Below are 14,862 nucleotides of genomic sequence, written 5' to 3' on the forward strand. Positions count from 1 at the left end.
CTTTGTCAAGAGATTTTCAAAATTTTATTTTTTTCATATACTGGATCACGTCCCTTACCTGCATCAGGTTCCTCACATCTTTCATCGGGATATCCACATCAAATCTTTCCTCGAATGCAGAGATCAGGTTTGCCACATCCATGGAATTCAATGCCAGGTCATTTACGAATTCAGTATCCATCGTGAGGCATTCTATCCCGGTCACTTCCTTTACGATATCCTCTACGATCTCAAATAGCTCTTTTTCTGTCATACAGTTACCTTCCTTCTTTGTATCTTCTGCATAGATGTCTTTTTAAACTCTGCTTCTGTCAGCTTCACTGACTGGATTCTCTTATAGACGGGCAGTCTGCTGTTCAGCTTGTGTATCTCCTCCTGAATGGACTCCAGGATCTTGTAATTATCTGTTTCCTCTGTCTGATCCATGTCCACACAGATGAGGGCAGACAGTTTCACCTCATCCGGCGCATCGCCTGCGCTTGCACCATATACCATGACTTCTCTGACAAGGGGGATCTCAAGAATATATGCCTCCAGCTCTTCAGGTACTACTTTTTTCCCATTGTTAAATACGATCAGATTTTTCTTCCGCCCACAGATATACAGATAGCCCTTTCTGTCCAGGTAACCGATATCTCCCGTATGGAACCATCCATCCGTGAAGCTTTCCTCTGTAACGACCGGATTTTTGTAATATTCCTGGAAGACACATGGTCCCTTTACTAAGATCTCACCATCTACGATCTTCATTTCGATCCCGGGCAGGAGACGGCCTACAGAATTGATCCGGTTCTGCCCTCTCAGACTATTGCTGATCAGCGGACTGCACTCTGTGATCCCGTATCCCTGGAGCAGCTCGATCCCATAGGCAAAATACTCCTCCGCAACCTTCTCATTCAGATGAGCCCCGCCGCAGCAGATGGTTTTCAGATTTCCCCCGAGGATCTCACTCACTCCATTGATCAGGACAGGCTTTTTCATAAACAGGCCCTTCCTGTATTTCTCCACTGCCTGCTCGGTCTGCTCCCGGATCCCCATTTTCTCCTGCACACGGTGGATCTCTTTTAACAGATTTTCGAGTACGAGCGGAACCGCCATCATGATACTAGGGCTGTATAATTTGATATCACGGAACAACGTCTTTAGGTTTCCGTTGATACAGATGTTCTGTCCGTGAGCCAGGATATTCAGGACGCCGCAGCCCAGGGAGTAGGTATGATAAAGCGGCAGCGGATCGAACATCCTGTCCTCCAGCTTTACAGATGCCTGACAGCAGCATGCATCATACATCATATTATAATGGCTTAAGACGACCGCCTTGGATACACTGGTCGTCCCGGAAGTGTAAACAATGGCGAGAGGAGTGTCCTGCTCCACCTTTTTCCCGAAACTAAATCCTTCGATGCCTTCCGCTTCCACTGCGTGACGCCCCTCTTTTATCATCTCTGTAAAATCTGTCTCCATCCGGATTACATTTTCCTTCTGCCAGCTTACAAAGGCAGGCAGAAATTCTTTCTGCGCGATGACGAACGCCGCATCCGCAAACTCAGCCAGGTTTACAAGCTCCTCCTCAGGCTGTTCCACATCAATCGGGACCGCGATGGAGCCGATGCAGCCAATTGCACAGAATGCAGTGATCCACTCATATGAATTTTCCCCTACAAGAGCAATGTGTCTGCCGGACATCTTTCTCTGCTCCATCATATAGGCTGCTCCCTGGACATCCTTCACAAATTCTCTGTAGGTCACACTGCGCTCTGTGGCATCCCTTCTAAATGTCGTGATCGCCTTATTTTCTGCATAGATCTCTTTCACCGCCAGCAGACATTCCGGCAGAGTGTTATAAATTGTTACGTCCCTATAAATATTTTTCTGTTCCATAATCTCCATATTTCCCCCTCAGATTCTCTCCATAAGTCCACTGTAGTTCCTCTGCGATCGCATCATAATTTTTCAGCACTTCCCGGAAGCCTTCCACAAGCCGAGCATCAAACTGGCTTCCTTTCCCTTCTTCCAGCTGGTCCACTGCCTGTGCAAAGGACAGCTTTTTCCGATAATGTCTGTCTGACATCATCGCATCGAAGGAATCAGCAATCGTAATGATCCTGGCCTCCAGCGGGATCTCCTCCCCTTTCAGCCGGTTCGGGTATCCGGTGCCGTCATACCGCTCATGATGTGCGCACACAATATTCCCGACCGTACAGAACATATCCATGCAGGATAATATGTCCGCCCCGATCGCGGGATGCTTCTTGATCGATGCAAACTCCTCTTCGGTCAGCTTTGCCGGCTTGCTCAGGATCGCATCTGAGACACCGATCTTCCCGATATCGTGCAGAAGTCCTGCTGTACGGATCCGGTGGATAAGCTGATCATCCGCATGGATCTGCTTCGCCAGTGCCACCGCATAGAAGGACACCCTGTCTGAGTGGCCTCTTGTATAGAGATCCTTTGCATCCACCAGCTTACGCATCGCCTCCACTGTCTGCATATAGCTGTCCCGCAGCCGTTTATTCATGTTGCTCAGCTGCCTGTTATTGGCATTCAAAAGAATCTTAAGAAGGGTATTGTGCAGCGCTGTAGAGACCTGCTCTGCATAGACTAAAAGCAGATCCAAAAGAGTGCCGTCCGGCTCCTTTTCTACCACCGCGCCCAAAATCCCCAGAATAATCTCCCTCTTCCCGATAAGCGGCACCAGCAGCAGATGCTCCTCCTTATGATACAGGATCTTCTGCCTGGTGATACTTCTGAGTATCCATTCCTTTACGATGGGGTAGTCTTCCTCCTCGAATTCAAAAAATGGCTTTTCGTACCTACCTGCCCCGCGGTAGATATCTTTTGGCAGTTCTGTCTCCTGTTGTTCTGTCAGGGTGCTGTCCGGCTTTACCCACACGAAACAGTCTGATGACCTGGCAAGCGTCTTTAATTCCACCAGCACCTGCTCTGACAGCTCTTCCATCGGCAGCATCTGATGAAGATGCGGGATGGAAGACAGAATACTGGAAAGCCCGTCCTGATACTGATAAATCGTATTCATATGGCGGATCATTTTTACACTGCTCTCCACCAGCAGCTCTAACTGGTCAAATCTGCTGCTTTTTTCGCAGTATCCCTGGATCTCCAGTTCTCTCACCGTATTTAAAGGCGGTGCCAGCTCCTTATGTCCGGTCAGCATAATGACGCAGATCCTTGTATCGAATCTCCGGAGTCTTGCCACTACCTCATCCCCGCAGATCGGAGTCATGATAAAGTCCAGGACCAAAATATCATAATGCTTTTTTTCCATTTCGGCCAATGCCTCAAGCGGATTCTCCTGCGTATCTACCTCAAACCCTTTTGCACGGAAGTTGGCGCTTAAAGCCTCCAGGATATTTCTATCATCATCCAGGATAAACATCTTAAATCCATTTTTTTCTTTTCCTGCTCTGTTTTTCCGCATTATTTTTTATTCCCTCTCATCCTCCATTGGCAGCTCGACATAGAAGCTTGCGCCTCCATCCTCGTTGCCATCAGCCCATATTTTTCCTCCAAATCTTGCCCGGATGATCTCCGCTGAGCTGTACAGCCCCAAGCCTGTACCTCTGGTACCTTTTGTCGTACACATCGTCTTGAAAAGTTTTTCCTTCACATCATCAGGAATTCCCTTCCCCTGATCACTTACCCGGATACAGATCCCATTTTCCGTCCGGTAAACCAAAAGCCCGATCTCTCCGCCTGTTTCCTCCATGGCATCACAGGCATTGTCGACCAGATTATTGATCACCTGAACCATATTGTTGATATCTCCATGTATGAAGGTCTTAGGCGGCAGTTCCACTTTCGTAACAAGTGTACATCCGTTTTTTACCAGCTTGCCTTTCAAAAACATCTGCACTCTCTTTATGGCCTCCTCCACCGTAAATTCCCCCTCGGAGGTGTTGCTTAGGTTTGCCGCCATTCCCTTGACCGTCGTGATGATATCCGACATATAGGAACAGCATTCCCCGATCCTTAAAAGCCAGCCCGACATCTCTTTTGCGATCTCCAGATGATCCTCCACAGTTACCTCCTCATCTCCGATGCTCTCCTCGTATTCTCTGACCAGGTCTTCTAAAAGCGTAACATCTCCAGATATTGCCATGATAGGCGTCTTTAGATTATGCGATATGCTGCCGATCATCTGTCCCAGCGAGATCAGACGCTCTCTTTCCATGGCCCGGCTTAAGTTCTGCTGTTTCCTGCGCATCTCTTCCTTAAGCCTGGTCACATCCCGGAACATCGCCAGCACCCCTGCAAGCCTGTGCTTTACAAGGATCGGAGTCAGTTCCACCGAATAATAGAATTTTCCCTCTTCACTGAGAATGGCCTGTTCATAGGAAATCATATTGGCAGACTGCTTACATACATCGAAAAAATTCAGCAGATTATAGATCACATCTTTTTTCCGCTCCTCTAACTCCTCCACGACCCGGTTCAGATAACAGTTGACCTTCATCTTGTATTTTTCCCCGAAGATCTCTTCAAAGGCCCTATTACTGTATACGATACATCTGTCAGCTGACAGGATCGCATATCCCTCTGAAACGTTATCTACCATGTTCTCCAGGGCTGCCGGTTTGATATTCAGGAAATTCAGATAATACACAGCAATCCCATGACAGAAGATCGTTACCAGGAATGCCAGCGGCGTCGCTGAGATCGGAAGATCCAGGATCTTCAATGTAGCAAGCAGGTTCGTACAAAAAGGCACCATAAGCCCGCCGATAAACAGCCCTACCTGTCCCCAGACCCGCCTGATCCTGCACTTTACTCCAAACCGGATCATGATCACAATGACCAGGATGGAGTACAGATAATACTGCATCCCTGATATGATAAACAGCGGCCCGAACGTTACCTCGGATGCATAGATGGAGAATCTCCTGTAAAAGAGGTGATGCATAGGATTCGTAAATACGATCACTGTCGAGAACCACGGCAGGAGATACAGCAGCCAGTAATGCCACGGTACTTTTTCCAAATTCTTTGTGAAGATCAGTGAGATCAGCAGTATCGTCATGATCAGAAGGGCCGAGCACGCGCACGTGATGGCATCCAATACCTGCAGGATGGGCACACTCTGCGTATGCTGCATACCGTTGACAGCAAGAAGCCACAAAAGCAGGTACACCGCAGAGGACAGATATAATTTTTGTACCGCGGAAAGTCTTCCCTTTAACAGGCATCTGACAATAAAAAAACCAAGTGCGACAGCTGAAATATCTAATAAATGTCCAATGATCGTCATACCTTCTCTTCACTCCCCTTCTCTAAAAAGCACAGCTTCTGTTTCTCAATCTCCGGCTCTCTCCACCAAAAGTCCAGCTCTGCCAGCTTCTCCAGAGTCCGCTCCTGGCTGACACGAGCCATAGATGGGTTTCTTCCTGCCTCATACCAGGTCTGAGCCAAGGCCTGGATATAAGGGGAATCCGACTGCATACTCTCTTTTGCCAGGCAGTCCTCGAATTTGGCTTCTGTTACCCGTCTGATCACCCTGCAGGCTTCTGCAAGAGCACCGATCTCCACCTGATACGGACTGTAAATATGATACGTTCCCCCCACAGCCCTGCTCAGCCTTACCACTGCCTCAGCCGCCTGGTTGACTGGAGTCAGCTCCAGCCTTTGATGATACAGGCTGTCAGAGATTACGCCCAGCTTTAAAATCCCCTTCACCAGCCGGTAGTAAGCATTGGACTCCGGATTTATCTGAAACCGTCCGTCATAAGAGCTTGCCGCAAGGCGTCCGATCCTAAAGATGCTTGCATGAAGTCCTTCCCGGACTGCATCATCCACTGCCTTTTCTGCCAGCACCTTACTCCTGACGTAAGGATTTTCCTTCCAGTTTTGTCCCACATCCAGGTCTGTCTCTGTAAAGGAGTAATGTCTCACCGGCTCTTCTAAAAACCGGTTTCCTGCGACGCTGATCGTAGACATATGCAAAAACGCGGCCCCTGCGCGCCTGGCAAATTCCAGTGCCCTTTGGGTGCCTTCTACATTGGTACGGTACAGCTCTTCTTCCTCTGCATAATGTCTGACATCTGCTGCACAGTGGAACACCCTTGTCACCCTGTCTGCCATCTCTTCGTAAATCTTATCAGGAAGATCAAACTGCTTTTTGGTCAGCTGACCTGTCACGATATGGAGCCGGTCTTGATATCTCTCATAAAAACCTTCCTGGAAATACAGCTCCAGTATCCCGACCAGCCGTTCCCCGGTCCCCCTGATCAGGCAGTATATTTCTTCTGTGCTAAATTCCAGCAGCTTTTTCAGTATATGGCTGCCAAGATATCCTGTCGCACCGGTCAGAAGGACGGCTCCCGGCTTACAGATATTTTCTTCCTGCCCACACAGCCTGCGCGGGACAGCCTCCCTCATGCTTCTGCTGCCCATCCCCTTCTTTTCCAGAGGTGTGTTGTCTGATATCTGCTCTTTTTGGCCCTCTAAGGCCGCCTCCTGTTCACGCAGCGTAGGGTGCTGATAAAATTCATTCAGATCAAACTCATATCGTTCCTGATGATAACGGTTCAGGATCACGATTGCCTTTAAGGAGGTTCCCCCCTGCTCGAAGAAGGAAACGTCTGCTTCTGGTTCTCTTCCCAGGACTTCTCTCCACAGACTCCTGATCCTTCCCGGCTGTTCCACGCCTGACACGCTCTCTGATTCTTGACAGTCCTTCGCAGAGATATCCTCTGTCCCAGATCTTTCAAAGGTTCTATGTCCTTGGTCAGACGTCGGCTCAAGCACGGCAAGTTTTTTTTGATCTGTCTTACCGCTTGCGGTCCTTGGAAGCGCATCTAATTCCATCAGCTCGGAGGGAACCATATAATCCGGAAGTTTATCTGCCAGGTATGCTCTGAGGGCTGCTTCGTCATATCCCTCATCCCTGACAGCCACCCCCCTTAAGTAAGCCGGCACACCGTCTTTATAGATAGGAACGACTGCGGCCTCCTTTACCATCTTTGACTGAAGCATCAGCCTGGTGATCTCAAGCGGCTCGATCCGGTGTCCGTCCAGCTTCACCTGCGTATCCACACGGCCCAGGCACTGCCAGTTTCCATCGGCCCGCATTCTTCCCAGATCCCCGGTCCGGTACATCCGTTCCCCCTGAACAAAGCTGTCCGGTACAAAAACTTCCTCTGTCAGCTCCGGCTGGTTGATATAGCCTGCCGAGAGGCATTCTCCTGCAATATAGATCTCTCCGACCGCAGTCGGGGGGACCTGACGTCTCTCCTTGTCCAGAAGATAGTAACGGCAGTTTCCGATCGGCCTGCCGATATGGATACTGTCCGCATCCGTGATATCCCCCTGGCAGTTATGGACCGAGGTCTCTGTCGGTCCGTATATATTAAAAATACGTGCATCCGTCAGACCTTTCAGCCTGTCCTTTAGTTCTATTCCCCAAGGTTCGCCTAACAGAATAATCCGGTGGATTCCCGCCAGTGCTTTTTGGAAGCTTTCATCCCCCAGGCACATCAAAATCCTGGACGGTGTTAACTGAAGAACGGTTACCTTGTCGCGGACGATCCGCTTGGCCATCTTCCAGGGCAGCATCATCTCTTCCTCATCAGCGATACTGATGGTATGCCCCCTTGAAAGCGCCAGGATCGTTTCCGTGGTAAATACATCGAATACACAGTTTGATGCACATAGGATGACCTCATCCCATGTCCCGAGCAGCTCTTCTAAGTGTGCCGTCAGATTGGACAGCGACTTATGCAGCATCACAACCCCCTTGGGCCGCCCCGTCGTGCCCGATGTAAAGATAACATTTGCCGCATCCTCTCCGCCATGCTCTACACTACTCTCACAGCACTGTATCCTTTGGCGCAGCGTTTCCTCATCCCAGATAAGCTGACCGCAGGGAAGTCCGTCCAGAACAAGCTCCTTGTGTCCATAGACCACCAGCTTTACTTCTGAGAGCTCCAGCATGTACCGGATGCGCTCGAATGGAAATGCCGGATCCACCGGGACATATGCTGCTCCGGCTTTTAAGATCCCGAGCATCAGCATCGGCATTACTTCGGTACGTCTTGTCAGGAACGCGACTTTATCTCCCTTTTGGACTCCTGCTGCCAAAAGCGCCGCTGCCATAAGATCCGACTTTTCTTTCAGGCTCCGGTAAGTTTCGCAGCGGTCCTCTCCCCATCTCACAGCCGCCCTGCCCGGCGCAAGAAGTGCAGTCTCATCCATCATCTGGTCAACGGGTGCCGCATCATAAGGAGTCCGGACCCTCCTGGGCTTTTCCAAAAGCCGGATCCGATCTGCGGCATCCAGCATTTCCACATCCTTAAGCTTCCTGCCTGGTGCTTCCAGTATACTGGCCAGACCTTTTTGCATACACCTGCTGTAGAATGCGATGGTCACCTCATCAAACAGGCTTTGGGCATATTCAAAACGAAACTGGTATCTTCCCTGGATGAATGTCACCTCCAGGTTCAGATCCATCTTGACCGCATGTGTCTCATATGGGACATAGGTAAGTTTGGCCCTGCCGATGGAGATGTCATCCCCTTTTAGCGGTGTCATAGTAAATAAAACGCTAAACAGCGGGTTTTTATCTCTTCTCCTTGTAATTTTGGCAAGCTTAGCAAGCTCTTCCAGAGAGATCTCCTGATGATCCACTATCCCGGCAACCGTCCTGCTCACCTTTTGCAGATAATCTTCAAACGTCTCCTTGGGATCCGCCTGAATGTATACCGGAAGAGAATTCACAAATACACCGGTCATCTCTTCCATTTCCTTCCTTTTTCTCCCCGAAAAAGGCATTCCAACGACCACCTTATCCGACCCGGAATAACGGCTGACAAGAAGTCCGTATACAGAAAGCAGGAGGGCAGATATGGTCACATGGTGCTGCTCACAATATGTCTTTAACCTTTCATTCCACTCCTTTGGCAGCCCGAACAGATATTGAGCGCCTTTTGTGTCGAATACCGCCGGCCTTGGTCTGTCAAACGCAAGCGTACTCTCGATAGGCCCTTCCTTTAACTGCTCCTCCCAGAACTCCCGGGACGGATCATTTCCCCGTCCCTCTTTCTCTTTCAGCCACCAGGCATAATCTATATAGGTACGCTTTGGCATGGTGACCTGGATTCCCTGGTAATACCTGCTCAGCCGTGAAAGCATGAGCTGACTGCTCAGTCCGTCAGAAATAATATGATGCATATCCAGCAAAAATCCCGGTCTGTTTCCTGTAAGCCGAACCATAGACGCGCGCAGAAGAGGGCCTTTTTCTAAGTCAAAGGGCTTAATAAAGCTTTGCATTGCTTCTTCCATACTCTCTGCTTCCAGCCATCCCATTTTAAATTCCATCTGTGGATTCACCCTGCCGATGACGTTCCCGTCCCTGATACAGAAGGTAGTCCGCAGAACAGGATCTTCCGCGATCATTTTTGTAAATGCCTGCTCAAGCCTTACAATATCCAGCCATTCACTAAGTAAAAAGGCTGTCGGCATATGATAGCTCATCCCGGCCTCATCCTGTTTTTGCAGGACATAAAAGCCTGCCTGGGAAGGAGGCAGCGGATACCAGTCCCGGATCTCTGCCTTAGGTATGTCTTCAACCGGATGCTTTGTCTTTGGTGCCTTTCCGCGGATCAGGCTCCCCAGCCTGCGAAGCGTAGAACATCCATATAACTCCGAGACAGACAGAGTCCTTGAGAACTCTTTTTCCACCTCCAAAAGCATCTGGACTGCACTCAGTGAATCCCCGCCGGATTGGAAATAATCTGAGCAGACTCCCAGCTCCTCCCGGCCCAGCACCCGCTTCCAGATCGCCAGCAGACGTTTTTCTACCTCATCGGCAGGCTCCTCACCCGTATCCGTAAATACCGGTTTTTCAAGCTTTCTGAAATCGATCTTCCCATTCTCTGTCAAAGGAAGGCTCTCCTTCTTCACCAGGACTGCCGGAATCAGATAGCGGGGCAGATAAAGGGCCGCATAGGCCAAAAGCTCCTCCTCCTTAAGAGCAGGACTCCCCGTAAAATATGCGTAAATCTGCCCTTCCCACACTTCCACGTAAGCCGAATCCACAGCAGGGTGACCTAGAAGTACAGACTCTATTTCAGACAGCTCGACCCTATGGCCCAAAAGCTTTACCTGCTGGTCCTTTCTTCCAAGATAGAACACCTTTCCGTCCTCCGACCATTTTCCATAATCTCCGGTGCGGTAGATCCTGCTTCCTTCCAGAAACGGGTCTTCTATAAACCTCTCCCTTGTCAGCTCTTCCCGGTTGTGATATCCTCTGGCCAGGCATTCTCCGCCGATATAGATCTCCCCCTCGCAGCCCGGAGGAAGTGGATTTTTTGCTTCATCCAGAATATAGATCCTGCAGTTCTGCAGGGGAGCCCCGATCGTAACCGGATCCTTTCCGTTCACGACAGCATGAGAGACTGCCACGCAAGCCTCTGAAGGACCGTACTGGTTATAAAGAACTGCCAAGGTATATGCCCGGATCTGCTTGTAGAGCTTTGGAGGCAGGCTCTCACCTCCGCAGATGATCGTCTCCAGATGAGAAAGAGCTTTTCTAAATGTCTCTTCCTTTATATATGCGGACAGGCGCGACGGGGTCAGCGCCATGAATCCCACATCATAAGACCGGATCAAGTTTCCGATATGGACCGGATGGTTCATCTCTTCCTCGGAAGCGATCACGATCGTTTTTCCGTTCAAGAGTGCCAGCACACTTTCCAGCAGAAACGCGTCAAAGCCTACATTACAGACGGACAGGACTGCTCCTTTTGGGTACAGCGGTCCCATAGCGTCGGCCAGATTCAGGACACTGTGCTGCATAATCTCCACGGCTTTGGGAACCCCTGTACTTCCCGATGTATAGACCAGATATGCCAGATCATCCGGCTGCGCCCTGTAAGGCTTTTCTGTCATGTCAGCCTTCCCATCCAGCAGTTTCCAGGACTCGATCCATAAAGGCCGCACGGCAGCGGTCCCCATATCAGTCTCTGTCACAGGAGGCTGCCAGACATCGCAGTGCCGCCATAATTCATTGTCTTCCCGGGCCTCATCCGTGATACAAAGCCTGGCCTGGCTGTCATAAAGCATCTCTGCTTTCCGGTTCAGCGGCAGCTGCGGATCGATCAAAAGCCAGTGACTGCCGGAATAGATGATCCCTGCAAGCGCGGCAAACAGACTGCTGCTCCTTTTCATGTGGATGGCAACCGTCTCATTTTCTTTTCCCAGGATTCCCATGATCCGCTGTGCTTGAGCGGCTGCCTGGTTATCCAGTTCCTCATATGTCACTCTTTTACCCTGAAAGATCAAAGCCGCACGCCCTTTATAAAGCTGGGCAGTCTCTTTGAGCTTCTCTGCGATATTTTTTTCTCTCTCATACCAGGTATCTGTCTGATTAAAATCATAGATGACCCGTTCTTCAAGCTCCTCGTCTAAGACCGGAATACTTGCCAGAGGCAGATCCGGCTCCTTTAGTGCTCTTTTCAAAATACGTGAAATCGCATTATGCAGCTGTTCGATCTCTCTGTCACTAAAAATCTGGGTCAGGTAATCATAATCTACAATAAATTGATTTTCTTTGTCCCGGCTGCTTACATGGATGCACAACGCTTCGCTCTGGTACCCGCTGTAGAACCAGCGTCCCTCCAGAGATACGCGCGCTCCCCGCAGATGATCCATCTTACCGTTTTGATAGGACAAAACGATATCAAACAAAGGCCCGCCCTTATTCATTCCATCCTCGGCAGCCAGCTTTTTTATGTATTCAAATGGGATTCTCTGATGACAGAGTAGTGAAAACCAGTCCTCTCTAAGCTTTTCGTTGAATTCATGAAAGGTCATGGAAACATCCAGCTCATTCACAAAAGGCAGGGTATTGACAAACATCCCTCCCGTCTGTTTCTCCTTAAAATTGAGCCTGTTGATGGTGGGCACTCCGATACAGAACCGCTTCTGCCCTTTCATCCGCCTCAGATACACAGCAAGTCCCATGTAAAACACTGCAAAAGGGGAGACCTTCTCTTTCTCGCAGAATCCGCCGATCAGACGGTTCAGACGATTGGAAAGCCTGCAGGATTTCCGGAGTCCCACAGGGCTTAACAGAGCACACTGATGTTCCTTTGCAAGCCCGGGAGAAATATCCTTTAAGATATCCTTCCAGAATTTTTTATCTTTTTCGAAAGCTTTAGACTGTAAATACTTCTGTTCATTTAAGATATGCTCTTCATATGACCCGGTGGGTGTCTGATCGCCCTCCAGTCCCGAAAGAAGCTGAAAATAGTTATGTATGATATGATTCGTAACCAATGCATGGGACCATGCATCTGCAATGATATGATGTACCCGTGTTAAGATCCCTCCGCTGTTTTCAGATGTCTTGAAAATCATCATCTGACACAGCGGATGATCCGGCAAGATAAAATGCTCTCTTGCCACAGACTGAAACCAGGCTGTGATTCCCTGGTCATCCGTCTCTGTAAAATCAAAAAAGGCAGTCCCAAAAGGAATGTCTTCAGTCACGAACTGACAAGGCTTTCCATCTCTTACGGTGATCCTGGTCCTAAGAGATGGAAATGCCCGAAACGCATGGTCAATACACGTCTGAAGATATTCCAGATTCAGATTCCCTTCAATTTTAAGCGCGGTACATATGTTGTTCATCGGGAGTCCCGGGTGTGCCATTTCCAAATTCCAGATATTCATCTGACTGGAGGATAATGGCAGGTATTCTAACTGATCTGTCATTGTATCTTCTCCGTACATCTCACCTTTTCTCCTGCTTATCTGTCTGGTATATCAGTTCGTTATATCACAACTGCACTTACTTAAGTACAATCTTTTCTTATTCGGCTGCGTTCCTGTAACCGTCAGGATTCATAGACTGCCATCTCCAGGAATCTTCGCACATCTCCTCGATCCCCCGCTCAGCAGCCCAGCCAAGCTCTTCCTTTGCCTTTGATGCATCGCAGTAACAGGTTGCGATATCTCCCGCACGGCGCGGTTTTACCTGGTAAGGAATCTTTCTTCCACTGGCCTTTTCGTAAGCCTTCACAACGTCTAGTACGCTGTAACCTACGCCGGTACCCAGATTATAAATATGGACGCCCTTGCTGGTCCTCATCTTCTCAATTGCTTTTACATGTCCCACTGCCAGGTCCACAACATGAATATAGTCACGTACTCCTGTTCCATCCGGTGTATCATAATCATCACCGAATACACCGAGACAATCAAGCTTTCCGACTGCTACCTGTGCGATATATGGGACCAGGTTATTCGGGATTCCCTTTGGGTCCTCCCCGATCAGCCCTGACTTGTGTGCCCCGATCGGATTAAAATAACGCAGCAGCATGATATTCCACTCCGGATCGCCTGTATGCAGGTCTGTTAAAATCTGTTCCAGCATCCCTTTTGTACGTCCGTAAGGATTGGTGATCTCTCCCTTTGGGCAGTTCTCCGTGATCGGGATCTCTGCCGGGTCCCCGTATACAGTCGCAGATGAGCTGAATATCATGTTCTTGCATCCATGCTGTCTCATCACGTCACACAGGATCAATGTCCCCGTAATATTATTATGGTAATACTCCCACGGCTTTGACACAGATTCACCAACTGCCTTTAATCCTGCAAAATTAATGACAGCCTCGATCTCCTCATTTTCAAAGACAGGGTCTAAGTCCTCTCTGTTCAGGATGTCGCCCTTATAAAACTTCAAGGTCTTACCTGTAATACTCTGTACTCTCTCAAGAGCCGTCTCACTGGAATTGTACAGATTGTCAACGACTACAACCTCATATCCTCTTTCCAACAGCTCCACACATGTATGGCTTCCGATATACCCGGCGCCTCCTGCTACTAAAATTGCCATAATTTTCTTCCTTTCCGCTATGCTTCATCGAATCACTGAGATACTCTTATTTCCACAGATGAAGCGGGTAGACTCCCTGTTCCTTCATTCGCACGACCGCATCCACCACACTCTGCTTATCTTCTTTATATGTAATACCATACCATCTGTCCTCAGACTTAAGGACCCTGACCGTAGCCTTCTGCTCATTGATCAGTTCTCCGACCACAGACGGAAGGAAATACTCGCATTTCAGAGGGTTCTCTTTTAGGTTCTTCTCCAAAAATACCGGGAAGCGTGCCTCGATCTCCTTGAGCATACTTTCCGTAAATCCAAACATATTCATAGAAACAATGCAGCCCGGATCGATCTTTGTCCAGGTCTTCCCGTCATCCTCAGTGAATGCAGCGCCATCTTTCGTCTTCTCGATGTGAGTGCGCTCGGTGATCCCCGTCAGGTATCCCTCCTCATCCGTCTTACACACTCCTCTTGATACATATCCATTCTCTGTCAGCGTATTGGACAGACGGTATCCAACCATCGCATATCGATACTTCTCATCATCTTCATGTCCGGATAAATAATCATAGATCTCTTTTAGTGCGTGTACTCCGTAATAATCATCAGCATTGATCACCGCAAACGGCCCATCCACTTCATCCTTACAGCTTAAAATAGCATGTCCTGTTCCGAATGGCTTCACGCGCCCCTCCGGCACCGAAAATCCTTCCGGCAGATTATCAAGCTTCTGATATACATAGGAGACTTCCATAAACTCACTGATCCTATCCCCGATGCTGGCACGAAATTCTTCATCATACTCTTCCTTAATGATGAAAACCACTTTCTCAAACCCTGCTCTCCTTGCATCAAAAATAGAAAAATCCATGATGATGTGTCCTTCTTCATCCACAGGGTCAATCTGTTTTAAGCCGCCATAACGGCTGCCCATTCCTGCCGCCATAATAACAAGTACCGGTTTTTTCATAGCTTAGCACCTCTTTCTAATATAATCCCGACCCCGCATAATC

The 14,862-nt window shown here is 48.9% G+C and carries 7 protein-coding genes; all 7 read right to left on the reverse strand.

Translation table 11 applies throughout. The features are described from left to right. Positions 1–16 precede the first annotated feature (16 nt). Positions 17–253 (reverse strand): acyl carrier protein, encoded by a 237-nt coding sequence (locus AC4OGX_RS21065; protein WP_493332826.1) that lies wholly within the window; start codon positions 251–253, stop codon positions 17–19. Beyond that, positions 250–1,881, reverse strand: coding sequence for an AMP-binding protein (locus AC4OGX_RS21070; RefSeq protein ID WP_493332827.1), 1,632 nt, complete (start codon positions 1,879–1,881; stop codon positions 250–252). The genes AC4OGX_RS21065 and AC4OGX_RS21070 overlap by 4 nt, the downstream gene beginning before the upstream one ends. Then, positions 1,859–3,439, reverse strand: a complete 1,581-nt coding sequence (locus AC4OGX_RS21075) for an HD domain-containing response regulator (protein WP_493332828.1) — start codon at positions 3,437–3,439, stop codon at positions 1,859–1,861. Before AC4OGX_RS21075 ends, AC4OGX_RS21070 begins: the two co-directional genes overlap by 23 nt. Before the next feature lie 6 nt (positions 3,440–3,445). Next, positions 3,446–5,266: a histidine kinase N-terminal 7TM domain-containing protein gene (locus AC4OGX_RS21080; protein WP_493332829.1), complete on the reverse strand. Its 1,821-nt coding sequence runs from the start codon at positions 5,264–5,266 to the stop codon at positions 3,446–3,448. Next, positions 5,263–12,747: a non-ribosomal peptide synthetase gene (locus AC4OGX_RS21085; protein WP_493332830.1), complete on the reverse strand. Its 7,485-nt coding sequence runs from the start codon at positions 12,745–12,747 to the stop codon at positions 5,263–5,265. Before AC4OGX_RS21085 ends, AC4OGX_RS21080 begins: the two co-directional genes overlap by 4 nt. A 79-nt stretch (positions 12,748–12,826) precedes the next feature. Continuing rightward, entirely contained in the window at positions 12,827–13,852 is a 1,026-nt protein-coding gene (galE, locus tag AC4OGX_RS21090; RefSeq protein WP_493332831.1) for a UDP-glucose 4-epimerase GalE, read from the reverse strand. A 46-nt stretch (positions 13,853–13,898) separates the two neighbouring features. Next, positions 13,899–14,819, reverse strand: coding sequence for a sugar phosphate nucleotidyltransferase (locus AC4OGX_RS21095; protein ID WP_493332832.1), 921 nt, complete (start codon positions 14,817–14,819; stop codon positions 13,899–13,901). Positions 14,820–14,862 lie beyond the last annotated feature (43 nt).

The organism is Faecalicatena sp. (assembly GCF_058819085.1).

Coding starts and splice junctions, on each gene's coding strand:
- galE (WP_493332831.1), bottom strand. CDS start 13,852: ATGGCAATTTTAGTAGCAGGAGGCGCCGGGTATATCGGAAGCCATACA.
- AC4OGX_RS21085 (WP_493332830.1), bottom strand. CDS start 12,747: ATGTACGGAGAAGATACAATGACAGATCAGTTAGAATACCTGCCATTA.
- AC4OGX_RS21080 (WP_493332829.1), bottom strand. CDS start 5,266: ATGACGATCATTGGACATTTATTAGATATTTCAGCTGTCGCACTTGGT.
- AC4OGX_RS21095 (WP_493332832.1), bottom strand. CDS start 14,819: ATGAAAAAACCGGTACTTGTTATTATGGCGGCAGGAATGGGCAGCCGT.
- AC4OGX_RS21065 (WP_493332826.1), bottom strand. CDS start 253: ATGACAGAAAAAGAGCTATTTGAGATCGTAGAGGATATCGTAAAGGAA.
- AC4OGX_RS21075 (WP_493332828.1), bottom strand. CDS start 3,439: ATGCGGAAAAACAGAGCAGGAAAAGAAAAAAATGGATTTAAGATGTTT.
- AC4OGX_RS21070 (WP_493332827.1), bottom strand. CDS start 1,881: ATGGAACAGAAAAATATTTATAGGGACGTAACAATTTATAACACTCTG.